This window comes from Vibrio hepatarius (genome assembly GCF_043642085.1).
Taxonomy (GTDB): Bacteria; Pseudomonadota; Gammaproteobacteria; order Enterobacterales; family Vibrionaceae; genus Vibrio; species Vibrio hepatarius_C.
The window spans coordinates 417910-440572 of the sequence record NZ_JBHZSA010000001.1 but is presented as its reverse complement, the minus strand read 5'-3'; the positions used below and the strand labels follow the sequence as shown (position 1 = coordinate 440572).

Here is a 22663-nt window from a genome sequence, read left to right as displayed (position 1 = left end):
TATTCCTTATTCTTACTTGCTGTGGGTAAGGGGTGATTCAGGGCTTGTGTATTCAAAGCCGCCAAGTAACGCTGCCAATTTGCTATTGGTAATGTTTAGGTCAGTCGTCAAACGTGCGACTTCAAGTTGCAGTGCGAGCTCATCACTTGATGCAGTAATAACATCGCCAAATTGTGCGGTGCTATTCTGGTAGCCGCGCTCGACCGCTTGGGTTCTTGCCGTCGCTTGAGGAAGCAAACGCTCTTGATAGCGTTCGATGCGTTCTTGCAAGTTTATGCGGTCGTTCATCAGTGCGTTCACCTGAGCGTTCATTTGCGCCAGCAAAGTATCTTTTTGATATTTCGCTGCACCTACTTGATGCTGCGCCGCGGCAAGGTTCTTGTCTTGGCGATTACCTGTAAAGAGAGGAATATCCATGGTCAAATATGCACTTACGAGGTCAGACGCTGGTTCGCCCTTCATGTTGTTGGCTTGACGGTAGGCGTACATGACCTCAACCCCAAATTGCGGCGTGTAAGCTTGTTCAGCCACTTCTACCTGTATTTGGTTAACGGAAATGTTGGAGTCAGCCATTTGTGCCATTGGGTGCTGGTTTAGCTGGTTATAGTATTGGGCAGTACCGGCGTGTGACGACAAAATCGTATTTAGTGCAGGCCAACTCAGAGAGTAGCTCGCCGAAAGAGAGCGATTGCTGCCTAACCAGTTAGAGCCAAGCCATTCAGAGAACTGAGAGACGATACGACTTTGCATTTGATGATTGAGTTGCAGCTTTTCTTCTAGCTTATTCACTTGCAATTGAGTGTTGAGCAGGTCCTGAGCTTCGCTTTTACCAATGGAGTAATTGGTCGTCACGAATTGTTCCATTTCAGTCATTAGACGTTGGTTTTCAACGATGATCGACTCGGCGTATTGTAGGTAACCAAGCTCCAACCAAAGCTGCGTCATTTGACTGGCGACTTCTCGTTCTCTTAGAGAAACTTGTAACGACAGCCCGCTCGCTTGTTGACTCGCCTTGCGTTGGTTCAACTCTAATGTTGAACCGCGTTCGAACTGCTGCATTAAGCCAACGGATATATTGGTCATTGGATCTTCGTCAAACTTAAATGAGTCGACAGGCAGTCCACCAAAGCCAACTTTGAGTTTTGGATCCATTAATGTCGCGCTCGCAGCACCCGATTCAGTCATAGCCAGTGACTGAGCCGTGTATTGCGCTCGGCTACTGTCTTGGCTTAACGCAGATTCAATCAGTGCATTGAGCTGGTTTGTTGACGCCGCGATGCTCGTAGAAGCTTTCATTTCTTTAGCATAAGAGACGGCTGGTATCGCGGCGATTGATACGGCGATACAAAGGCTTATCGGTTTAGTAAAACCAAGGCCGTATAATTCATTGTTCACAATCATAATCCATTCAGGGCGTTAGAAAACGCATAGACTTATCCCAGTACTTTTATCGGACAAACGTCACGATCGGGAAACGATATTTATGAAAGAGAATTAAACGGTCGGCGGGCGCAGGATAGATTGAAGGCGCGCAACGGTGTCACCAATTATAATCGACTGGTGTAGCGCTAATGACGGCGTAATCGCACTCAAGAGTTGAGCGCCATGATTAGGGTAGGAGGCACTAGAACAGACAGTTGTACAGCAAGTGTGCATACCGCTGTCACTTTCTCCGCAATGTGCAGAGTTTGTGGAATCTTGTTGGGCACTATTCGCCATCGAATGAGGGGTGTTACCCTGACTCATCGACATGCAATCAGTATGCTGTGATTGGGTGCGTTTAGGTACAGATGCCTCGGCCATTTGCATGGATTGAGAGTGGTGGCTGTGAGCCTCATCCATTACCTTAGCACTTTCAAAGGTTACGCTATTCATCGCCATCGCTGGTGAACTCGACACATAGTTCGAGATCAGCATCAATACGATACTGAACATCAAAATCATTGTGTTCTTTAGTGAGTGAGTCATAGCATACCTTTGTTTATAAGGCAGAACTCTAAAGGCTCCCCTTAGGGTAAGGTCAACAGTTTTTTCGATTTAGAGTGAATTTTGTCGATCTATGTTTAGTATAGCGCTCTGGACGAGAAGGCAATGAACTTATGGGCTGCGTTGAGCGTAAAAAGGCGCAGAACATGCGCCTTTTATCTTATCGGTGTGTTGCCTAGGTTAGTCAGCCGGACGCCAACTTAGCGCGCTCGCAATCGCACCGACAGCCAGAACATCGTTTTGCTGAGCCGTCATTTCTGGTAGCCACTGTACCGTGAGAATGCCATTGGTTTGCACCGCAGCGACCTCTTGTCCTTTAAACTTAAAGCTGTAACCCAAAGGGTTTTGCAGTGGCATCATTAGGCCAGAACCTGTGTGTACAGTTTCAACGTCAAAGTGAATGCCATCAACAGCAATAGAACCTTTCTCTTTGTTTTCAGTGCCAAAGTCGATCACTTTTGCATCGCGTTCAAGCAAGAAAGTGCCAGCAGGCTCGCCTTGAGAGGTAATATCGCAAATGTAAGGAGCATCACCGCCAAACTGAAGCATGCTGAACTTAACCGATGTGCCGCCACCGCTGCAGCTCAGCAGCCAAGTTTTGCCACTGTCTTTATTGGTCACTTCAGCCGCCATTGAACCATCTTTAGTTGAAATCGTATTGAACCAAGTTGATGTAGATGCGTCGCGCGAGTACTTACCCTCGTAAGTTGCACCTAATGTAAATTGACCGTCACCGCCTAAGCCCCATAGGTCGCCATCGGTTTTAATTAGCATTTCAGGCTGAGCTTTCACAGCTTCGGATTTATCCATAATGGCAAGGCTGCCACATGCAGTTAAACCAAGCACAGAAATTAAAAGAGTAAGTTGCTTTTTCATTGTATATACCAGTTGAGCTCTCCCAGCAGATTCACTGAGAGAAAGTAGTGATTATTATTAGAGAGCGATTGTCTTGTCTGAGAAGGAGACTTTCTCGACATAAACGAGTTCATCAGTACCCGTTGTAGGGCAGGTAATGGTCGCGCCATACTTGGTTTTGGTGATCGAACACTCTGCATATTTATGATCGACAAGGTAGGTATCGACACCACCTTTACCAAATATGATGTTATTGGCCGAGTTGCCTTTAATGACGTTATCTTCATCGTTAGCAATTAGGTTGATTTGTTTATCGCCAATGATCTCAGCGTTAATCAGCCATTGTGACTTGTAGGTGTAGCCATCTGTTGGCTGGGCATCATCTCGGTTCATTACGAATGTCGGTATTTCCCCTGAACCCGGATAAGTGTGCTCAAAATAGGTAACGACGCCCACAGAGTCGATTCTGGCGGTGTATTGTAAGTGCTTGTGGAACATGCCTTCGATCCATTCTTTCGCTTGCTTATCTTGGCTTTCCATTGCTTCGCGAGTTAAGGCTTGGTAACCGTCTAAGCCGTGACCGTTATGCTTTGCGACGCCCATGTAAGCTTCAAAGGCCGCGGCAAAATACTCATGCGAGTAAGAGGTACCAACAGTAGGGTTGTTGTCATCACCTTCCCAATCTTCCCAGCTAGAGTCCGTTGGGCGCCAAACTGCGTTGCCACCAGCTTTGTGTAGGTTATATAAGTTAAGTGCGCGAGCATCGATGCCTGCTTGAAGGCCCTTCAGTGTGGGTGCAATACCTTGAGCTTGCGTGATATGTAAGATCTCTTCAAAAGCAGCGTCACGGTCGGCATGGGCACCAAGGTTAGGGCAGTAATCGGCGTAATTGCTCATATAGTGGCAATCGCCTTCAAGAGATAGCTCACGATACATGAGAGATTGACTGTTGAGTAACCACTGTGACGATTGCTTACTTGTTACGATCCCTTCAATCAAACCATCGACAACCGCTTCGAAATCTTTCTCAGAGTGTTGATCTTCGTATTGAACTAACGACTTTACAAATGCTTCTGCACTGCTGAAGTTCAGACCTGAAAAGGTGCTCGCCCCAGATGCTTTAACCCAAGCTTCAAGTTTGCCCTGACGCTCAGCTTCTTTGGCATAAATGCGAGTTAAAACCTTCTGATTCTCGTCGTCGTTAGCGGTCAAAATTAGCGTTGCATTGCGCTTGGCCATGCTATTGGTAATCGATTGTTTGTCAGAACCGTACTGACTGCCTGCATAGTTGGTGAGCAGGTGCTGCATGATCATAGCAGCGCGGCGAACTTTTTCATTGTTAACGCCATCGTTGGTCGCAATGATATGAATCGTAGGAACAGAGGCTGTTTTACTTGCGCGATAAGCGTTACTCGATTTAGGCGTGATTTTTACGTACGTCTCGATACCTTCCACTTTGAACTGCTCTGGAACCTCATCAGTCATCACCACTGAGCCAAAAGTCGAGTTAGCAACAACCGGTAAAGCTGTCCCTTGTTGCTGGGTAGTCGTGTTAGTTGTGCTGCTATCGTCACTGCAACCACCTATCAACGCGATAGATACAGCTAGCGCTAATGCTTGTTTAATCATCATTTTCTTACTTCCCCTTAAGACCTAGCGAATAAGAAATCGATTTAATCGTTCCGTCTGGCGCGGTTTTTACCACATAGCCAGAGTAATCTTCGAAGAACTTATCGTGAATTAATTCCCAGTGAGTGTCCTTTTGTAGAACGTAAGGTTCAACTTCTCTAAATGATGAGTTGTAGGTGTGGAAAATACCGCTTAGTGCTTCGAGTAAAACCTCTGCGTCTTCGCTATTTGAAATCACAAACTCTTTTTTGAAGCATTGAGTAAACTCAGGCAGAGGCTGAGTTGTACTTGGTGAACTGATGAGCTCTACCTGTCCGTCTTTATGTAGGAAGTAATGATCACCAAAGCTGGAACTTCCGTCTGTCGTGCTCACTGTTGGTGTCGCTGAGTAAAAATCGCAGTCAAATACAGCGCGAATGGCTAAGCTTTTGACTTTTTTTACCTCTACGCTAAACCATGTTTTAACGATATCGGAAATTTGGGAATCAACCGAAGCTGAAGCGGTAGCTGAGAAAACAGAAGTCAATAAAAGGACAGAAGAGGAAAGCTTCATACGCATATACCAGTCAATGATGAATAACAGAACTGGAACGAATGTTAGCGGCAAATAAATATAATTTAAGTAAGCGCTTGTATGCGTATTGGATTTTTATCTCGTTATGTAAGCTAATACTCAGTGGTGGTTACAATAAGTTAACAAAACTTGGTCTGTTTTTATGAATAAACTACCAGTTCATAATGGTTTGAACAGAGAACTAAGCAATTTTCATTAATTTATTGGGTATGTCATTTTGTAAGGTTTGGGTATGTAAGCACATGTAAGCGTTTGTCTGAGGGGCATGAGAAATTAGGCGATTCTTTCTGTCTCATAACTGATACGCAATGCTGTAAAGCATATTTTACGCAGTGTGATTTTTGAACGCCTTTTACTGGGGCTGTTAATTAAATTGCCCATAATTAAATATAATGAGTCACAAGTTTTAATATATTTTTATATTCAAGCGTGTGTCTGTTTAATAATTATACATTGCCGGTATTATATGAAACGAAAGCCTGTAATCGATTGCATCGCTTAGTGAAAATACACTTTAAATGTAAGGTAATTCTTACTCTAATTATTTGCCAAGTTAATGAGTTGCCTTGAAGGGTGAAACGTTTGCTATATACTGCGCGCAAATTTATAAACAGCGTGCAGATAGATGAATTCAAAGATTTTATTGATCGAAGACGATCGTGATATTTCTCAGCTTACTCAGATGTACTTAACCGCAGAGGGTTACCAAGTTGAAGCGATATATGATGGCTCAAGTGCGATAGATAAAATCAAAGAACTTCAACCAGATCTTGTACTGCTTGATTTGATGCTACCGGGCAAATCAGGGGCTGAAATATGCGCTGAAGCGCGTCAGTTTTATACCGGTATGATAATGGTACTCACCGCCGCAGAAGATGAAATGAGCGAAGTGAGCTTATTCAAATTTGGTGCGGATGATTATGTTACAAAGCCTGTAAGAGGGCACATACTTGTTGCTCGAATTGAAGCCTTGATGCGACGTTACCAACGCCAGCAGAAGTTAGAGCAATCGAGCTATGTTTCTGACGCTCATGGGATTGTGATTAACGCCCAGAACCAAACCGCGTATTACGAACACAAACCGATCAATTTGACCAACTCAGAGTTTGAGATCTTACAATTGCTGATTGAGCATGTTGGCGAAACGGTTTCTCGCGATCACTGTTGTCGCTTAGCAAGGGGCATCGAATACAACGTCAATAATCGATCTATTGATATGCGAGTATCAGGACTGCGCAAAAAACTCATTCAAGCTGAAGTCTACAGTGCCACGATTAAAACTATTCGCAATCAAGGTTATAAACTGGTGAGCAGCAACGCATGCACATAGAATCTCGACCTCGTTCTATGTTTACCTGCCTATACATAGAGAGCTTACTGGGCATGATGCTTACTTTTGCAGTCTTCATGCACTTTGGTACTGGTTACATGCGTAAAGCGGACCTGGATATCTTTGTTGATGACGGAATCCACCATGCTCAACGCTATGTGAACAGTCGTTATGAACGTCATGGGTTGTATGAGAAGTTAAACCAGTATGGTGAGTTGACTTTTTACGATTACAAACTGGCCCTCCTAAAAGGGTGGGATGAAGCTCAGCCGTTATGTCAGCAATGTACAATGCATATTAGCTCTCAAGGTGTTCGGGTCTACATGGATGATGATGAATTGTTAAGAATGGTGTCACCGATTCCAAACTCTCCTTATCATTTGCTCTTTCAGGAAATAGACGACCCTCATAATGATGTGCTTCCTTGGTATGAAGATGAAGAAGTCCATTTTATGGCTTCTCTCTTTATTACCATGAGTATTGCGCTTGGTTTATTAATCTACTTACCGCTTCACCGTGTAAATAAGCGTGTTAATCGGCTCATTATGACGCAAGAGCGCTTTGGTCAAGGTGAACTGAGCGTGAGGGCAGAGGCTTATCATATCTCTCCAATCAAAGAGATTGCTCAAAGCTTCAATGAAATGGCTGAAGATATTGAACGTCGCGTCAAGCAAAATCAGATATTCTCGCATGCGATCCCCCATGAAATCCGCACGCCTTTGAGCAAGATTCAGATGGCATGTGATCTGATTAGGCGAAAGGACTGCCAAAACAGAGAGCAGCTTTTTAATGATATCGATGACTACATTGAAGACATTTCAGATCTGACGAGCGATATACTGCAGCTCTCAAAGCTGAACAATAAAATGGGTTACGATGAAAAGCCGATTGAAAAAGTGGTGCCACTGAAACGCCTATGTCGTTGTCGTTTAGACATGATTGCGAGCAACACAACCAAGCTGAATATTGCAGATGACGTTGTTGAAGATGAAGTGACGTTACCACCCGCGTTAGCCAAGCTCGTGATAGACAACCTGATCAAAAACGCTGACAAATACGGTAATGGTTTAGTTGAAGTAACATTGCACGAATACCCAACGTGTTGGACCATTGATGTAGAAGATAACGGCGAGGGCATACCTGAAGAAAAACGCCAAGAGATCTTCATGGCTTTTGCCCGATTAGATAAGAGCCGCAACGCGAATGATGGTGGTTTTGGACTCGGCCTTGCGATTGCAAAAAACGCCGCGAGAAACCTAAATTGGACGATTTCAGTCGATCAAAGCCATTTAGGTGGTGCTCGCTTTACGGTTGTGATTCCTAAAAGGTAAAAGCCGTATTCGATGAATTTTGAAGAAAACGGCTTTTTTAAATTAACCAATGAGTTTCTATGCAGCGGACGTAGAAACTAAGTACTTCTCTCCCTGGATTTTTTCAGAAGCAAAAGCAAGGTCTAAACATTTTAGTTCTTCATCAGTAAGGGAGATATTCTGAGCTAATACATTTTGCTCCAAGTACTTAATGTGACGTGTTCCTGGGATCGCCATTAGGTTTGGCGCTTGATTAAGAAGCCAAGCTAGGCAGACTTGTGCACCAGAAGCGCCGTATCGTTTTCCAATCGTATCAATGAGGCTAAACAGTGGTCTGTTGGCTGACATGTTATGTGCAGAAAAGCGTGGAATGTTAGTTCTGAAGTCAGTGGTTTCCAACTTAATAGAGGGCTTAGTGAGTCCTCTCCCCAGCGGGCTGAAAGCGACAAAGGTGATATTGTTTTGCTGACAGAATGGCAAAATTGACGCTTCGACTTCACGGCTCCACAATGAGTATTCTGATTGCAGGCAATCAATTGGGTGTACTCCCTGAGCGCGAACTAAATCGTCTGCAGAGACCTCTGATAATCCGATAGCTTTTATTTTTCCTTGCGCTTTTAATTTTCCTAGAGCTTCAACGCTTTCTTCTATTGGTGTATTCGGGTCAGGGCGATGCAAATAGAAAAGATCTATGCACTCAATGCCTAAGCGTTTTAAGCTTGCTTCGCAACTATCAGATATGTATTTAGTGGTGCCATTGTAAGTGCGTTTGAAATTGCCATCTGGGAGTATTTCTTTGTGGCGGACGATGCCACATTTTGTCGCTACTGCGGGCTTAATTTTCGACTGTTTTAAGAACTTCCCAATTAGTTTTTCGTTGTGCCCATCGCCATAAAGGTCAGCTGTATCAAAACAATTCACACCTAGTTCAACTGCTCTGGCCATGACTTTGAGTGAATCATTGTCGTTACTTGAACCATAAAATTCAGACATGCCCATACAGCCGAGCCCGATACGGTTCATTTTTAAATCTGAGGTGATATTAATCATTGGATTTCCTTCTTTTGATAATTTCAGGCGTGATTTCTAACAACATGACGGAACATGTGAAGCCAGCTCCAGCACTAACAAGTAGTACTAATTCACCCACATCAACTTGTTCGTTGTCGATTAATTGATGAAGCCCTAACAAAGCGTCGCTTGCCCCTGTGTGACCAATTTTTCTTCCTTGTTCCCAAAAGCTATGTTTGCAAAGAGGGGCAAAAACTTTTTCATAGGTTGATAACCGGACTGAGTCTCCAACAAAAGGGGCGATTAACCAGTCGATTGGTTGCGTTTCATCACCTATTTCATTGATGAGCTGGTCCTTAAGTGATGTCAGGCAAGTCAAAATAGGTTTGATGAAGGCCTCTCTTGAGTTACGTTGTAAGAAATGTTTTTTGGTTGCTTTGATGTCGTAATCTTGTTTCCAGCTGTCACCGTTTTCTTTGTGCGGTTGCTCCAAACGATGCAGGGCTTCAAGTTCAGGGATAGTGCGTGTCTCAAAGAAACGAACTTTGGCAAAACCTTTTTCAGAATCAAACAAGGCACTCACTGCGGCATCGCCATAAATCAACCCATAATCTGCGTTCCAGCGGCAAAAATTGGAATGAGTGAAATTGTCAGCACTAGTTAGCAGTAACTGCTGCTTTTGTAGAGGGTGCCGATAAACCTGCTGTAGGGCGAGAAAGCCTCCGTTACAACCGTGCTGTACATTAAGGGGTAAAGCGTCAATTAAACCTAGGCGACTTTGCAGATACGACGCGGGGTTCCAAATTCGTTCGTATCCTTGCCAGTGAATAGATGCATAAATAATATTTTGTAAGCTTGTGCCATCTTCTTCTGCATCTTGAAGGGCGGCGAGTGATGCGATCTCTGCCATTTGTGGAGCAAACAGTTCGGTTTCAATAGCCGCGCTTTCGTAACCATCTTTTTCAAGATACTCAATCGGGTAGCGATCGTGAACGGTAGCATATTGAACTGAGCGTCTGTGGCTGGGTAAATAGGCTCCGATACCTCTGATGTACATTGTGTTCCCTATAGCCATTTTTTCAGTGAATCAACGATTTGAGCGCTGTCTTCGATCTCACTAACTGCATAGATGTACCCATCAGGGCGGAGTAAGACAGCTTTGTTTTGCCACGATTTAGGAATATCCATGCTGTAGCAAGGGACTGGACCAGCTTGGCCGATGGCGCTCTTGAAGTACTTATTCTCAACAATATGGAATTGTTGTATTGCGCCTTTAAGGAGATTATTGATTTCTCGAGCAGCTGTAGTGTCTTTAAACCGAGGGCCAAAGGTCATCAGCGTCCAGTTTTTCCCGTCGATAAGGTCGAGCGTGGAATAGCCTTGAACTGTTTTCATCCATGGAAAACGTTGTCCAATTGGGGTGCTTTTTCTGCCGTAGCGAGTGGTAAGTTGTGCCATCGCAGCAATCAAACTTTTTGGCTGGTAAAATTTGAGGATGAGTGGATAGATAACATGAGTCAGCAATTTAGTTTTTAAACCGCGTTGAGAAACAAAGGCCATGGCTTGGTCTGTATGTTTAACAACGGATTTGGATACATTACGGCGCTCTAGGCTGTAACTGCTCAGTAGTCGTTCAGGGAAAGTACCACGTGTTACGGAGGCAAGTTTCCAAGCTAAGTTAATGGCGTCTTGCATTCCGGTATTCATTCCTTGACCGCCAGCAGGGGAGTGAATATGTGCCGCGTCGCCACAAATGAAGACATTTCCTTTTGAGAACTGACTAGCGACACGTTTATGCATCTTGTAATCGATGACGCGGTTAGGTGAGTGTAATGTCACGTCAGAAAACAGCGATTGACTGTCAAGAAAATGCTGAAAGTGAGTGAAATCACTGATGCCACTTGGGTCAGGGTTTGGTCCGACAATACGGTATTTACCACATGGCATTGGGATGACCGCACAAGCGGTTTGCGGAGCCATATATACATGTGTTGCATTGGTTTCAATGCTTGGTTCGCTTATCTCTACTTCAGCTAAGCTAAAGAGTGCTTCGTAAGTTTCGCCTTCAAACTGAATACCTAAGCTCTGTCGTACGAGGCTGTTCGCACCATCACAACCGACTAAGAATCGAAATCTTTCTGATGACTGATTATCGCCTTGGGCCAATTGACATGAGATGTGGCCGTCAAACTGCTCGAAGTTAGATAAGCTAGTATTCCACTCTATCTCAACTCCCTGTTTAGCTAAGTGGCGAATGAGGACTCGTTCGGTCGTGGTTTGAGGCAAAATCAGATAATAAGGGTAGGGAGTGTCATTTTCTAAGCAGTCGAACTTTAACGAAAACAACTTACGTTTTTGATCGTGAAAGTGCATGTCATGGGTGATTCGCCCTAGTCTTATGAATTCTTTGTCTAGCCCAAGTGGTTTGAGAAGTTCTAACGTACGGGCATGCACTCCCAATGCACGAGATTCTTTGACAGGGCCAGAACGCTCATCAATAAGGCGAAAAGGGACGTCATTTTGTTTTAAGAAGGCTGCGAGAGTCAGCCCAACGGGGCCGGCTCCACTAATGAGTATTTGGCTATCTAACTTCATGATGGTCTCCTAAAATGAAGTTGCAAGCCGATTGGAAACTCTGATCGTTAGCGTATTGATTGAAACGCGAACCATATCCACCATAGCCAATTTCTTCTTTGGTAAAGCTATGTTGTACCCCTCCAAGCATCAGCATCTGCCAACAACAATTTGCGTTATCCATTTCATTGATAAATTGACCGACTGAGCTTAGTGGGATGTGGGGATCACTACTTCCTTGAATCAACAGAAATCGAGTACCCACAATATTCTCAAGAGGCTCTGGAGAACTGGGTGTACCATGAATTGAAACTGAAACATCTACACCAATATCGGCACGGCCGGCTTCAAAGGCTATCGAGCCTCCAAAGCATATGCCGACAAAGGCTACTTTCTTATTTTCTGCGCCAAGAACTTCTTTAAAAATGGGAAATAGTCCGGAAAGAAGATTTCTTAATTCGACAGGGTTAGCGAGTGTTCTGTGAATGAAAGCATCTGCACGACCGACATAAGTTTCGGGTTGTTTACCAGCCCCATAGATATCGGTAAGAAGTACTTTCCCTTTTAATTCTTTAGCGAGTTGTTTTGCCTTTCTGTTTGCATAATCGGTGTGGCAACCTTCCCAATCCGGGAAAAAGACCACATGCGCTTGGTCGCCGTAATCGTATAGCGTTGAATCAAAACGCTGATCGTTATAAGCCAAAATTTGTTTCATTGTTTATCCTGTTAGAGCTCTAGCCAGCCTTTTTGACGTGCGATACTTTTTAGTTGTTCATCTGGATTTACGACCATTGCGTGAGTCGCGAGTTCGAGCATTGGCAAATCACTGATATGATCACCGACAACGATAAGGTCACGGGTCGTGGTATCTTCTTCACGCAAAAAAGCTTGAATGGACTGACGTTTTTGCATACCTATTACAGGTTCGCCTATAAGTTCACCTGTAAAAGTATTGTTTTTTACTTCGGGTGTACTGCAAAGCACTTGAGAAATACCTAGCTCTTTTAAAAACTCCGAAATGATGAAACGCGCACTTCCCGATACCACAACGATCTGATAACCCTGCTGCTTAAACTCTTGGATCTTTTGACAGGTTTGCTCAAGATAAACATTGCTTGTTAGGTTATGTCTCCAACGTTTGGCTACGCTCTTAGCGAAGTTATATTCAACGCCTTTAAGAGTGGAATAAAACCAGCGATTTACTTCAGAGCGAGGGAATACTTCGGCTCGTTGCTTTAGCTCTTGCATAAAGGAGTCGAACGCTTCAGATGAGTGTCCTTGCTCGCTCATCAAAGCTTGTTTAAAAGCAAACATGCTTTTAATTGAGACAATGGTCTCGTCGAAGTCAAAAAAAGCGTATTTCTCTTTAGGCTGCATGTTTTGCTCTTTTAAAACTGAACGTGATTAGTTGCTGCGCCATCAACATAAAGGTTGGCACCAGAAGTAAAACTTGAACGAGGACTTGATAGAAATATGACTGAAGAGGCCACTTCATCAGGTCGGCATAAACGTCCCATCGGGTTGCTGTCGACAGTTGCTTGATACACTTCGGGGCTATTTTGTTTGATAACGTCCCAAAAACCATCTTTGACAAATGTGTCACCCGGAGAGACGACGTTGACTCTAATTCCACGCGTGATGACGGTTTTCGACAGTGACTTCATGTAGTGAGCTAAAGCTGACTTGATAGCGCCATAACTCTCAAATCCAGGAGTGGCAAAGCTCGCAGCTTTGGAGCTAACGTAGGTGACGGCACTGCCATTCGATAGATGAGGTAGTGCCGCTTGTACAGTATCGATCGTTGATTGTAGGTCGACTTCGATTGATTGGTTCCAATCCCCGGAAAGTGCGCTGACGTTAAGTACGAGTACATCGATGTTTCCAATACCTTCGAACCACTGAGCCATTGACTGACTGTCACAAGCATCAATTGCTTTACCGTGGATCTTATTCGTTAGTCCTGAGTACTGATCGAGTACGTTATCTATGCCTTTGATATCGCGCGCGCAGAAGTAGACATTGGCTCCTTCAGCAATGAAATGATCGACGGTTGCTTTACCAATTCCTTTTGAACCGCCTGTGATAACGACGTTCTTGTCTTTTAGTTGTAAATCCATTTTTATCTCCTTGTAGAGGCTCCCTAAAAGAGAGCCCCAAATGATTCTTTTGTTTAAGGTGAGTTATGCTGTCGCAAGTTGAGTGTCTTGTTTTTTGCTTCGTACTGAGAAAGCTAAAAGTAGCCCTAGACCTGTAACAGCGGCGGCAACGAGCGGTAATAGCTGCAGTGATAAACCAGAGTTGATTACTTCACCGCCAAGCCATGCGCCTCCAGCATTACCTAGGTTGAATGCCGCAATGTTGAAAGCAGAGGCCAAAATAGGTGCTTTACCAGCTTCGGATAGGACATAAGTTTGCAGAGAAGGGATAGTTGCAAACATGGCTGCGCCGAAGAGGAAAGTAACAACAACCATGCCTACGCTTGACCCCATAACAAAGTAGAGAGCAATAAGCATTGTCATCAAAATTAGCAGCGTACTACGCATGCCAAAGACAACGCTGTTGTTGGTGAGTCGTGCTCCAATTGGGTTACCTACGGCCATACCAACACCAAATAGAAGTAACATTGCTGGGACATAATCCAGTGACATACCAGTAATGTCAGTCAGAATAGGGGAGATGTAAGTAAACGCAGTAAACGTTCCGCCAAATCCAAAGATTGTGATCAGTAGAGCGCGAATCATTCCTGGTTGTACAAGCGCAGCAAATTCTTGCTTAAGGTTAGTTGGCGCTTCTGTCTCGATATGAGGCAATAACTTGGCGATTGAAATCGCGGACACAACACCAAGAACAGCAATGATGTAGAAAGTGTTTCTCCAACCAATCTCTTGTCCAATATAAGTACCGAATGGTGCACCAAGGATATTAGCCAAGGTTGCTCCAAGGAACATTGCTGCGATTGCGCTCGCTTGCTTGTCAGGTTCAACTAAACGTGTTGCCACAACGGCACCAAGACCGAAGAAGGCTGCTTGGGCAAGGGCAGTAAATACCCGTGCTAGCAACATAGTGTTGTAGTCTGGCGCCAGTGCACAAGCGACGTTACCTACGGTAAAGAGAAGCATGAGCCCGATTAATACCGCTTTGCGTTTTAGCCCGACTAAAAAGGGTGTTAAAAAAGGTGCGCCGAGCACTACGCCCAATGCGTAGCCTGTGACCAGAAAACCTGACTGGGGGATAGTCACGTTGAGGTCTTTAGCAACTTCTTGCAGTAGACCCATAATAACGAACTCGCTCGTGCAGATGGCAAAAGCTCCAATTGAAAGCGCCCATATTGCTATTGGCATTGTATATTCCTCGCAAAATTGTATGTGAATGTTTATGCAACACTATGATGTTGGAAATGCTGTGTTATAAAAACGCTCATTTTCTTTTTTCACTAACAACTCTGGGTGTCTAATGGATCAGCTAACCAGCATGAAAACATTCGTTACGGTGGTTCAAAGTGGTAGTTTCGCTTCAGCTGCGGAAGTATTAGGAATTTCATCGACCATGGTGGGGAAACATATAAAAAGCCTTGAAACCAACCTTGCCATCAAATTGCTTAATAGGACGACACGAAAGCAGAGCTTGACGGAGTCAGGCAATTTGTATTTCGAGCATTGCATGGAGATTCTGGAAAAAATTCGAGTCAAAGAGTCAGAAATTCGGGAGTCCAATTCAAAGCCATCCGGCGTTATAAAAATAACGGCTCCAATCACTTTCGGTTCTGAATGTGTTTCTAACGCAATCCATGAGTTCGTGCGAATCTATCCAGACGTCAAAATTGATTTGATGCTAAGTGATTTTGTAGTTGACCTGATCGGGGGGCAATACGACTTAGCATTTAGGATAGGTGATGTGCCGGATTCGGGAATGGTGGCAAGGCCTTTGCAGCCTTATCGTTTGGTTGTATGCGCATCTCCTCAATACATTGCCCGTTACGGAGAACCTGAGACTCCACTAGACCTTGAGCGTCATAATTGTCTGTTGTTTAACTACCATAAAATTTTACGAACTTGGACGTTCTGCTCTAAATCGTCCAATATTTCAGTTGAGCTCAACGGGAACTTAAGCATCAATAACGGGTTTGCTTTAAAAAATGCAGCACTGAATGGCTCTGGGATAATCATCCAGCCAGAAATTCTATTAGAGGAAGAGCTGCGAAGTGGAAAGCTAGTAGAAATATTAAAGAATTTTCCCTTGCCTATTCGACCGATGCACCTAATTTATATGCGTGATCAGAAAATGCCGCTTAGATTAAGGAAATTTATCGAGTTCTGTATGAATCAGTGGGGAATATAAACTCCTAGTTGGGAAACAACCAACTATCATAGGGTTAATCGGCGCGAGTATTTATGGATACTTCTGTTTGTCTTTTTACTAACAAGGAAGCAGATAGTGAAAAAGTATTTACTGTTAACTCTATTATTATTCAGTTCTGGCTTGGCATATGCGCAACAGGTTCGTAATGTTGTTTTAGTACATGGAGCATTTGTAGATGCTTCTAGTTGGAGGCCTGTCGCTAACATTCTAATGCGCCAAGGCTTTCACGTTACAGCAGTGCAAAACCCATTAACCTCATTATCTGATGATGTTGAAGCGGTACGTCGTGTACTGGAACAGCAACAAGGGGACACTATTCTCGTCGGCTACTCTTGGGGAGGCATGCCGATTACTCAAATTGGGGATGATGAAAAGGTGAAAGGGTTGGTCTACATCGCCGCAATGGCTCCAAAAGTGGGTGAATCGATTACTGATCTGCAAAAACAAGAACCCGAGCAAGCAACAATGCGTGGTTTGGAAAGGGTTATAGAAGATGGTTATGGTAACTATCTTATTGATCCTGACTGGTATCACTACGCATTGGCTCACGATAGTGACCCTGAGGTTGTTAAATGGTTCGCATACAGTCAAATCCCTATGTCAAAGTCAGCATTCGATGAAAAAGTCACTTATGCCGCTTGGGCTGATAAACCATCTTGGTACGCTATCTCTGGTGATGACAAGATTGTTTCGCCAAAGTTACAACAGATGATGGCTAAGCGGATGAACGCAGAAACTATTACAATTGATAGTGGGCACGCGTCCATCTTATCTCACCCACATGAAGTGGCTGATCTTATTGAGCAAGCTTCAAGGTACTCATACAAATAGCAGATACTAACTAAGGCTTAACAGTGCGTTAAGCCCTTTTTATTGAGCTAGAGATTTTTAGCATCCACCTATAATCCTCTCTTAAAACAACCACCTATATATACTCGTTACATTAATTATCTAGCAGCATGTCTTATCTTTTTGCTATATCCATTTGTGTTGTAAATGTGTTGTTTTTCCCAAATAAGTAAGTTGTATGGTGAATCATGGGTTCTCGTGATATTAACCGCATAACAGTATGATTTTTGATGATTTGACAGATAAATTCGCCAAGAGTTGCTAACTTAATTTTTGATGATTATTTATCCGCTTAATCAGTGGATTATCAAACAAAACGTGAAAACTAAATAAAAAATCAATAACTGAAAGGAACTGATATGTTTAGGATGAACAAGGTGGCGGCCACGTTAGCTTGTATTGTATTAAGTGGCAACTTGTTTGCAGCTGAACCTTACGATGCTACGAAATCATACGCAGGCGGAACACAGGTAACGGTTGACGGTAATACCTATGAAGCCAAGTGGTGGGTTAATGCAGGACAAAGTCCTACAGACGCTTATGCTAATGAATGGGACTCTCCTTGGAAACTTGTGAGCGGTACAGAGCCAACGCCAGACCCTGATCCAACTCCGGACCCTACACCGGACCCTACACCGGATCCAGACCCGACGCCTGATCCTACACCAGACCCAACTCCGGACCCAGATCCGACACCAACACCAGATCCTACGCCAGGTGTTGGCGCATGTGCTGAATTCAATGTCTATCCAAACTGGACGCAAGGTGACCACGCCACAGGTGGCGACATTATGGTCAATGACAATATCGCCTATAAAGCTAACTGGTGGACGTCTTCAATTCCGGGTAGCGACAGCAGTTGGGGGCATCATCTAGATTGTGATAACTCTTCTTCTGGTGGCGGCGGTACAACAGCGCTTTCATTGCCAAACCCTCTTGACCCAGTACGACTAGAAGTAGCAGGTTGGCCAAGTAATTTTGTGGTTGCGGGCCCTGCTACGTTAGACACGCCATCAACTCTTAGCGTGAATGTAGCGAACAGTCAGGATCTCGCTGATGTCGCGAAACTTACCGATGCGTTTGTCGCGTTGATCCAAGCGGCTGACACGGCGGGTTCGACGTCTATTATCCTTAGCAGTGATGTACTTGATGTAGCAACAGCCGACAAAGGCGCTGCGTTAGGTGCGGTAGCTGTTAAACAAGCTTTAACCGCAGCAGTTGATGCAACGGGTACACATAGCCAACTTGATGCGAATGCAATCAATGCACTGACTGATGATGTGAAAGGTTGGGCGCAAGCACATAACCTTGTTGTTTCTACTTTTGCTCCACAAGCGACGTTTGGTTGGACGCTAAGTATCGGTGACTTTGCGTACAATACGCATTCAGGTAAGCGAGCAGTTTGGAATGCCGCTTCTGGTGCTTCTTCAGACTTGTTATCAACGTTCGAGCTGTATAAAGCAGATTCGCTGAACAAAGCTGATTTTGTGGCATTTTCTAAGTCTGCAACGACGGCAGCACTAAGTAACGAGCAGTGGCACTATGCGTTAGAGTACGTTAAACAGGTTTCTGATCACATTAAGACACCTGCGTTACTAGAGTCGATCCCAACTGCTCAGGCCGCGACCTATTTCTTAGGAAGTACGTCAGGTGATCGTAACATTCGTAAAGCGGCGCACAGCAACGTCTTCGCTATCTTGTTTGATGCGGACAGTGCAGATCTGAATGCGAAAATCGCTCGCTACCAGACAGAAATAGTACCTTTGTATTACGTCGGTGAAAGCGTTCAAAATGGTCCTTTGACTCGTATCGCATCATTAAACTCTGAGTTAGCCAGTGCAGAAAATGCAATGAACAACGAAGCGTTCCTGTATGAAGTGGCACAAGCGCAATGGGCTCCGTCTACGGTGTACAAATGGGCTGACTTCCTAGCAGGTCTTAACTCGATGCACAACGTCGGCGTAGCAGGCAATACTTTCTGGTTATTAGATGACGCGGCAGATGATGCAACGAACTCTATCTACGCAAAAGTCGCTATCGCAGCCTTCTTGTCACAAAGTATGCAAGAAACCATTCGCTACAATGCTTGTGATGAGAACAACTGGTCTGAAGTACGTTACGGCGCGCCGGTTAACTACCCAATGACAGCGAGCTGTGGTCAGTTAGGTCAAAAATATGCTGATTACGGCATGGATCCAAACACCGGTATTGACCACCCGTACTCTTGTCCACGCGATCCTAAGATGGAAGTGACTGCGTTGACCAATGCGAAATGGTATGGCGCACCAGCTCCTGTATTTGCTGCACCTGACTCTGTTCTTGCAGAAAAAGGCTTGCTAGTAAATGGCAATGTTGGTCGCTGGACAAACGATGGTCACTGTATGGAAGTCCCAACTAGCGTTGATACCTCGAAGCAGGTTTGGGAACGTGGTGAATGTAAGATCTATGAAGGTCAGAAAGCCGGTAAGTTCATCTGGGATGGTAGCGATACTAACGGTACTGTTGAAGGCTGTGGCTGGTGGGGTCGTGGTGTAATCCAAACTACGGGTCGTCAGAACTTTGGTACTCTGAACCACTTCATGGGTCGTTCACACGTAGATCCTGAGACTATTGGTACAACGGTGAATGGTACGGTTGTTGAAGCGCCACCGGCTAACCCACTTTATGCTGACCTAGATTTCTGTTCTAACCCTGGCTTGATTTGTAGCTCGGAAGAGAACAGAGAGATCAAGTGGATTGCTGGTCTATTCTACTGGGTGTCATCAGTTCAGACTTACAATGATGTAGGTGGTCCATACGCAGATTGGAACTACCATGCTGAGCTGAAGAAGTACGTTGATGGTGGCCTACAAGGTACAGCGTTTATCGATGCAGTTTCAGGTATCGTAAACCGTGGTTGTCCAGATAGCCACTGTCCAGTGAGTGGTGAAGTACACGCAGTTAAAGAGCGTCAAGATAACTTTAAGCTAGTGCTTCAGACTTTAGGTCTTAACCCTCAGTAACACAAAATGAAATAACACCTCATTAGGTTAAACGACTAAAGCTCCCAACTATCGGGAGCTTTTTGTTTGCCTCTTGTGTATTGATGAGTTCGTAGGGCAGTCAAATGGCACTCTAGCAGTCGTTACCTATACTCAGTAAGACGTTTCGACCACTAATTGAACATTAGCATATATACAACTGGAGTCTTATATGGCGAGCTACTACTCAGTAATCGAAGTAACACCGACACAAGAAGAATGGATCCCAGGCTATATTGGCCCTGCAACCCAACTGGTCCACAAGCATGGGGGCAAATACTTAGCGCGAACGGCGACTCATGAACGTGTTGAAGGGGATAGAGATAACCCAGCCTTAAGAGTGATCATCGAATGGCCATCAAAGCAAGCCGCTCTGGATTTTATGAGTGACCCTGAATACGCACCTCACCTCAAAGCCCGTACGGATGGTTCTATCAGTCATCATGCATTGGTGGAAGGTAAAGATGATATGGCGTAGCAATGCTAGATAGAGAAAAGCAATGGGATGAATCATTGCTTTTTTTTAATGTGTGTTTCTTGAATGTATATAAGCGTAGTTACATTTTAAAAATGTAGACGTGACCATCCAAATCAGGAACAAAGACTTCGTCATTATTGACAGCAACACTGCCAAATACGCCGCCATGAACATAATCATCTATTGGTTTCGGTTGGTAACTCCAATGTTCTTTACCGGTGACGGCATCGATAGCAAAAAATCCGCGTTTTACTGTCGTCCAGTTTTTCTCCGTACCAGTCGCTCCTAGGTAAACTCGTCCATTATTGTATGTAGGGATTCCCCATGACCAACCTTGAGTGTTGAAGGTCCAAAGTGGTTTACCAGTATTCGCATCGAATTTCATCAGCTGTTTATTGTCAGAGCTGCCGATGTAGAAGACGTGGTCGTTTTCTCCCTTGGTAGCGGAAGACTCTACCCAAGAACCATTGCTAAACTTGTACTCCCAAAGAGCATGGCCTTGCTGCGCGTTCAATGCGTAAATTCGAGTATCGCGGGAACCAATAATGATTTTATCACCAATCAGTGCGGGGCTAGAAACAATGCGCGTTTGGCTTACGTGTTGCCAGACAAGTTCGCCGCTTTGTTTATTTAGTGCGTAGGTACCGCCGTCCCAAGAGCTAATAAATACGAGAGAGTCATTGAAAGCTGCGGTAGATCGGATACGATCGCCAGCCTTAAAGCTCCATTTTAACTCGCCCGTTGAAATAGAAAGCGCATAAAGGTGATGGTCTGAGCTACCAATGTATAAGACATTGCCATCGACAACAGGGGAAGATTTCGTATAGTCAAATACCCATGGAGCATAGCCAGCAGGTAAGATCCGCTTGGCATCTTTGTCGCTAAGGTTAAACTTCCATTTAAGCTTTCCACTTCGTTTATCAAGCGCGTAGAGAAGTCCATCATCACTACTGAAAAAGACGGCATTGGCTGAGAAGTCGGCTGAAGATCGTACTTTACCACCTGTAGCGTAGCGCCATTTTAATTTTCTAGAGTTGCGGTCATAAGCGTAAATATTGCCGTCGTCACTGCCAAAGTAGACAAGGTCACCATCAACCTTTGGAGATGACCAAATTTGCCCCTGAGATTTCAGGCTCCCTAATAAGTCACCACTTTCGGCTGCTATCGCCTTACCGAATAGTAATGCGATAGAGCCAATGATTAATAGCAGTCCAAGATGTCGTTTCATCGTCCTATTCCATTTGTTGAATCATTTGAGTCAACATTACGGAGTGATAGAAAGTAAATCCTTAGGATTGGCTGAGGTTTTCTTAAGATTATGCGGAATCGGTAGATTTAGGCGCTTTAGAATGGCTTGATAACGTTCTTCTTTGTGTAGTGGAATATATTTAGGATCGACGCCTAGCCATAGTAGCTCTGGGCGGTACTGCAATTCGGCTTGCTCTAAGCAGTCCAATGCCAAGGAAATATCATTGGCTGAGACTGCATATCGAGCCGTTGAGAGTGGGGGAGCGTATTGACCGATAGAGATTTGTTGTTGATCTTCCGTGGCTAACCAACGGTATGCCCCTTGTAATCCTTCGGATTGGAATCTTTCTTTAACGGTTTTGAGTTGGTCTTCGTTGTACCCAACATGTTCCAGTAACCAATAGAGTTCTTTGAACGATTTATCATACTCCTGCCTTTGCTCGTAAATAGCTTGGAGCGAAACATGGTAATACATATTCTCCTCGGCAAACTCGCGAATTTTTTCAATCTCGTGATGGCTTTTCTCATAATCTTGCTGCATGCAATAGAGCCAAGCAACGCACTCTTTTGAGTATTCTGTTGGGTAGCACTGTAAATGTTTTTGCAGCGCAATGTAGGCGCCTTTGAAGTCAAACTGTGTTAGCAAAAACTGAGCAAAAGAATAGTGCGAATAGGGGACGGATTCAGCTTGCTGGAAATGAAAGCGTGCTTTGGAATGATCTTTAAAAACCAGAAAGTAAAGGTTACCTAATAGTAGGTGGGCTGCTTTTTGGTTACTGTCCAGTGCAAGGGCGCGTAGCAACAGTTTTTCAATGCGTTTTTTCTCTAAAGTGAGCTCAGCACTTTCCGTAAATAAGTTAAGCAGCATGGTATCTGCCAGTTGAACATAAGCGGGGGCAAAGTGTGGTTGATGGCAAATTACCTCATGGAGTAAATCAATCCCTTGCTGATGATTGGATGCGCCTTGAGAGATTAAAAAGCGTGCTCGCTGATATTTATCACGTAACTCGTCATCAAGATGGTCTTCATTGTGCGGTTCTAGCTTGTAGGTTTTAGCGATGAGTTGATAACCTTTGCCAGATAGAGTCTTGATATAACTTGGAGACTTTTTATCGTCGCCTAATGATGTGCGTAATGCGTTGATAGTGACGTATAGCGCATCATCACTCACGACGCGATCGCGCCATATCTGCGCAAAGATCTCTTGTTTTGATACGGGCTCAGGAGCGTGCTCAGCTAACAGCTGCAAGAGTTGGAACTGCTTTTGCTCTAGGTGAATACTTTGCGAACCACTGACAATGTTGTTGCTGGCATTATCCAATTGCCACTTTCCGACAACCCATGACTGAACCATAGCGACTCCTTTGCTAATTACTTGAATAGATTAGCAAAATTTTAAATCAGATTCTTTGAATTGCCCTCCATAGTTTTATTAAACAC

20 protein-coding genes are annotated in these 22663 nt (G+C 44.3%); 6 read left to right on the top strand and 14 right to left on the bottom strand.

Annotation, left to right across the window (positions count from 1 at the left end):
* Positions 1 to 12: 12 nt before the first annotated feature.
* The 5 genes from ACHUFZ_RS01970 to ACHUFZ_RS01950 form a co-directional block, all read right to left on the bottom strand.
* Positions 13 to 1332 (bottom strand): TolC family protein, encoded by a 1320-nt coding sequence (locus ACHUFZ_RS01970; protein ID WP_394125840.1) that lies wholly within the window; start codon positions 1330 to 1332, stop codon positions 13 to 15.
* A 162-nt stretch (positions 1333 to 1494) separates the two neighbouring features.
* Positions 1495 to 1968 (bottom strand): hypothetical protein, encoded by a 474-nt coding sequence (locus tag ACHUFZ_RS01965; protein WP_394125644.1) that lies wholly within the window; start codon positions 1966 to 1968, stop codon positions 1495 to 1497.
* Positions 1969 to 2166: 198 nt separating this feature from the next.
* Positions 2167 to 2862, bottom strand: a complete 696-nt coding sequence (locus ACHUFZ_RS01960; RefSeq protein WP_394125643.1) for a VV20781 family protein — start codon at positions 2860 to 2862, stop codon at positions 2167 to 2169.
* 57 nt (positions 2863 to 2919) lie between these two features.
* Entirely contained in the window at positions 2920 to 4473 is a 1554-nt protein-coding gene (locus ACHUFZ_RS01955) for a hypothetical protein (protein ID WP_394125642.1), read from the bottom strand.
* Positions 4474 to 4477: 4 nt separating this feature from the next.
* The gene (locus ACHUFZ_RS01950; RefSeq protein WP_394125641.1) at positions 4478 to 5023 is read right to left on the bottom strand and encodes a hypothetical protein; all 546 of its coding nucleotides are present in this window, start codon (positions 5021 to 5023) and stop codon (positions 4478 to 4480) included.
* 646 nt (positions 5024 to 5669) lie between these two features.
* On the opposite strand from ACHUFZ_RS01950, the gene ACHUFZ_RS01945 reads away from it, so the two are divergent.
* Positions 5670 to 6374 carry a response regulator transcription factor gene (locus ACHUFZ_RS01945; RefSeq protein ID WP_394125640.1) on the top strand — a complete coding sequence of 235 codons (705 nt, stop codon included), beginning with the start codon at positions 5670 to 5672 and terminating at the stop codon, positions 6372 to 6374.
* Positions 6365 to 7705, top strand: coding sequence for a sensor histidine kinase (locus ACHUFZ_RS01940; RefSeq protein WP_394125639.1), 1341 nt, complete (start codon positions 6365 to 6367; stop codon positions 7703 to 7705). The genes ACHUFZ_RS01945 and ACHUFZ_RS01940 overlap by 10 nt, the downstream gene beginning before the upstream one ends.
* Positions 7706 to 7762: 57 nt before the next feature.
* Here ACHUFZ_RS01940 and ACHUFZ_RS01935 read toward each other — a convergent pair whose 3' ends face one another.
* From ACHUFZ_RS01935 to ACHUFZ_RS01905, 7 genes are all read right to left on the bottom strand, one after another.
* Positions 7763 to 8734 carry an aldo/keto reductase gene (locus tag ACHUFZ_RS01935; RefSeq protein ID WP_394125638.1) on the bottom strand — a complete coding sequence of 324 codons (972 nt, stop codon included), beginning with the start codon at positions 8732 to 8734 and terminating at the stop codon, positions 7763 to 7765.
* A complete protein-coding gene (locus tag ACHUFZ_RS01930; RefSeq protein WP_394125637.1) occupies positions 8727 to 9752 on the bottom strand; it encodes a ketoacyl-ACP synthase III family protein in 1026 nt (341 codons plus the stop codon). The genes ACHUFZ_RS01935 and ACHUFZ_RS01930 overlap by 8 nt, the downstream gene beginning before the upstream one ends.
* A gap of 8 nt (positions 9753 to 9760) precedes the next feature.
* Positions 9761 to 11290, bottom strand: a complete 1530-nt coding sequence (locus ACHUFZ_RS01925; RefSeq protein WP_394125636.1) for an FAD-dependent oxidoreductase — start codon at positions 11288 to 11290, stop codon at positions 9761 to 9763.
* Positions 11277 to 11984: a dienelactone hydrolase family protein gene (locus tag ACHUFZ_RS01920; RefSeq protein ID WP_394125635.1), complete on the bottom strand. Its 708-nt coding sequence runs from the start codon at positions 11982 to 11984 to the stop codon at positions 11277 to 11279. Before ACHUFZ_RS01920 ends, ACHUFZ_RS01925 begins: the two co-directional genes overlap by 14 nt.
* Before the next feature lie 11 nt (positions 11985 to 11995).
* The gene (locus tag ACHUFZ_RS01915; protein WP_394125634.1) at positions 11996 to 12646 is read right to left on the bottom strand and encodes an HAD family hydrolase; all 651 of its coding nucleotides are present in this window, start codon (positions 12644 to 12646) and stop codon (positions 11996 to 11998) included.
* Between the two features lie 11 nt (positions 12647 to 12657).
* Complete coding sequence (locus ACHUFZ_RS01910; RefSeq protein WP_394125633.1) at positions 12658 to 13386, bottom strand: SDR family NAD(P)-dependent oxidoreductase; 729 nt, start codon at positions 13384 to 13386, stop codon at positions 12658 to 12660.
* A 63-nt stretch (positions 13387 to 13449) separates the two neighbouring features.
* A complete protein-coding gene (locus ACHUFZ_RS01905; RefSeq protein ID WP_394125632.1) occupies positions 13450 to 14610 on the bottom strand; it encodes an MFS transporter in 1161 nt (386 codons plus the stop codon).
* 112 nt (positions 14611 to 14722) lie between these two features.
* Here ACHUFZ_RS01905 and ACHUFZ_RS01900 point away from each other — a divergent pair, with 112 nt between their 5' ends.
* The 4 genes from ACHUFZ_RS01900 (at position 14723) to ACHUFZ_RS01885 (ending at position 19975) form a co-directional block, all read left to right on the top strand.
* Positions 14723 to 15607 (top strand): LysR family transcriptional regulator, encoded by an 885-nt coding sequence (locus ACHUFZ_RS01900; protein WP_134833649.1) that lies wholly within the window; start codon positions 14723 to 14725, stop codon positions 15605 to 15607.
* 96 nt (positions 15608 to 15703) lie between these two features.
* Positions 15704 to 16459 carry an alpha/beta hydrolase gene (locus ACHUFZ_RS01895; RefSeq protein WP_394125631.1) on the top strand — a complete coding sequence of 252 codons (756 nt, stop codon included), beginning with the start codon at positions 15704 to 15706 and terminating at the stop codon, positions 16457 to 16459.
* A gap of 377 nt (positions 16460 to 16836) precedes the next feature.
* A complete protein-coding gene (locus ACHUFZ_RS01890; RefSeq protein WP_394125630.1) occupies positions 16837 to 19479 on the top strand; it encodes a cellulose-binding domain-containing protein in 2643 nt (880 codons plus the stop codon).
* A 190-nt stretch (positions 19480 to 19669) separates the two neighbouring features.
* Positions 19670 to 19975, top strand: coding sequence for a DUF1330 domain-containing protein (locus ACHUFZ_RS01885; RefSeq protein ID WP_394125629.1), 306 nt, complete (start codon positions 19670 to 19672; stop codon positions 19973 to 19975).
* Between the two features lie 79 nt (positions 19976 to 20054).
* Here ACHUFZ_RS01885 and ACHUFZ_RS01880 read toward each other — a convergent pair whose 3' ends face one another.
* Positions 20055 to 21203 carry an outer membrane protein assembly factor BamB family protein gene (locus ACHUFZ_RS01880; RefSeq protein ID WP_394125628.1) on the bottom strand — a complete coding sequence of 383 codons (1149 nt, stop codon included), beginning with the start codon at positions 21201 to 21203 and terminating at the stop codon, positions 20055 to 20057.
* A gap of 36 nt (positions 21204 to 21239) precedes the next feature.
* Complete coding sequence (locus ACHUFZ_RS01875; RefSeq protein WP_394125627.1) at positions 21240 to 22577, bottom strand: winged helix-turn-helix domain-containing protein; 1338 nt, start codon at positions 22575 to 22577, stop codon at positions 21240 to 21242.
* Between the last annotated feature and the right edge of the window lie 86 nt (positions 22578 to 22663).

What these genes read in the sequence shown, in the direction of transcription:
- ACHUFZ_RS01965 (WP_394125644.1), bottom strand. Translation starts at nt 1,968, where the DNA reads ATGACTCACTCACTAAAGAACACAATGATTTTGATGTTCAGTATCGTA.
- ACHUFZ_RS01960 (WP_394125643.1), bottom strand. Translation starts at nt 2,862, where the DNA reads ATGAAAAAGCAACTTACTCTTTTAATTTCTGTGCTTGGTTTAACTGCA.
- ACHUFZ_RS01955 (WP_394125642.1), bottom strand. Translation starts at nt 4,473, where the DNA reads ATGATGATTAAACAAGCATTAGCGCTAGCTGTATCTATCGCGTTGATA.
- ACHUFZ_RS01950 (WP_394125641.1), bottom strand. Translation starts at nt 5,023, where the DNA reads ATGAAGCTTTCCTCTTCTGTCCTTTTATTGACTTCTGTTTTCTCAGCT.
- ACHUFZ_RS01945 (WP_394125640.1), top strand. Translation starts at nt 5,670, where the DNA reads ATGAATTCAAAGATTTTATTGATCGAAGACGATCGTGATATTTCTCAG.
- ACHUFZ_RS01940 (WP_394125639.1), top strand. Translation starts at nt 6,365, where the DNA reads ATGCACATAGAATCTCGACCTCGTTCTATGTTTACCTGCCTATACATA.
- ACHUFZ_RS01935 (WP_394125638.1), bottom strand. Translation starts at nt 8,734, where the DNA reads ATGATTAATATCACCTCAGATTTAAAAATGAACCGTATCGGGCTCGGC.
- ACHUFZ_RS01930 (WP_394125637.1), bottom strand. Translation starts at nt 9,752, where the DNA reads ATGTACATCAGAGGTATCGGAGCCTATTTACCCAGCCACAGACGCTCA.
- ACHUFZ_RS01925 (WP_394125636.1), bottom strand. Translation starts at nt 11,290, where the DNA reads ATGAAGTTAGATAGCCAAATACTCATTAGTGGAGCCGGCCCCGTTGGG.
- ACHUFZ_RS01920 (WP_394125635.1), bottom strand. Translation starts at nt 11,984, where the DNA reads ATGAAACAAATTTTGGCTTATAACGATCAGCGTTTTGATTCAACGCTA.
- ACHUFZ_RS01915 (WP_394125634.1), bottom strand. Translation starts at nt 12,646, where the DNA reads ATGCAGCCTAAAGAGAAATACGCTTTTTTTGACTTCGACGAGACCATT.
- ACHUFZ_RS01910 (WP_394125633.1), bottom strand. Translation starts at nt 13,386, where the DNA reads ATGGATTTACAACTAAAAGACAAGAACGTCGTTATCACAGGCGGTTCA.
- ACHUFZ_RS01905 (WP_394125632.1), bottom strand. Translation starts at nt 14,610, where the DNA reads ATGCCAATAGCAATATGGGCGCTTTCAATTGGAGCTTTTGCCATCTGC.
- ACHUFZ_RS01900 (WP_134833649.1), top strand. Translation starts at nt 14,723, where the DNA reads ATGGATCAGCTAACCAGCATGAAAACATTCGTTACGGTGGTTCAAAGT.
- ACHUFZ_RS01890 (WP_394125630.1), top strand. Translation starts at nt 16,837, where the DNA reads ATGTTTAGGATGAACAAGGTGGCGGCCACGTTAGCTTGTATTGTATTA.
- ACHUFZ_RS01885 (WP_394125629.1), top strand. Translation starts at nt 19,670, where the DNA reads ATGGCGAGCTACTACTCAGTAATCGAAGTAACACCGACACAAGAAGAA.
- ACHUFZ_RS01880 (WP_394125628.1), bottom strand. Translation starts at nt 21,203, where the DNA reads ATGAAACGACATCTTGGACTGCTATTAATCATTGGCTCTATCGCATTA.
- ACHUFZ_RS01875 (WP_394125627.1), bottom strand. Translation starts at nt 22,577, where the DNA reads ATGGTTCAGTCATGGGTTGTCGGAAAGTGGCAATTGGATAATGCCAGC.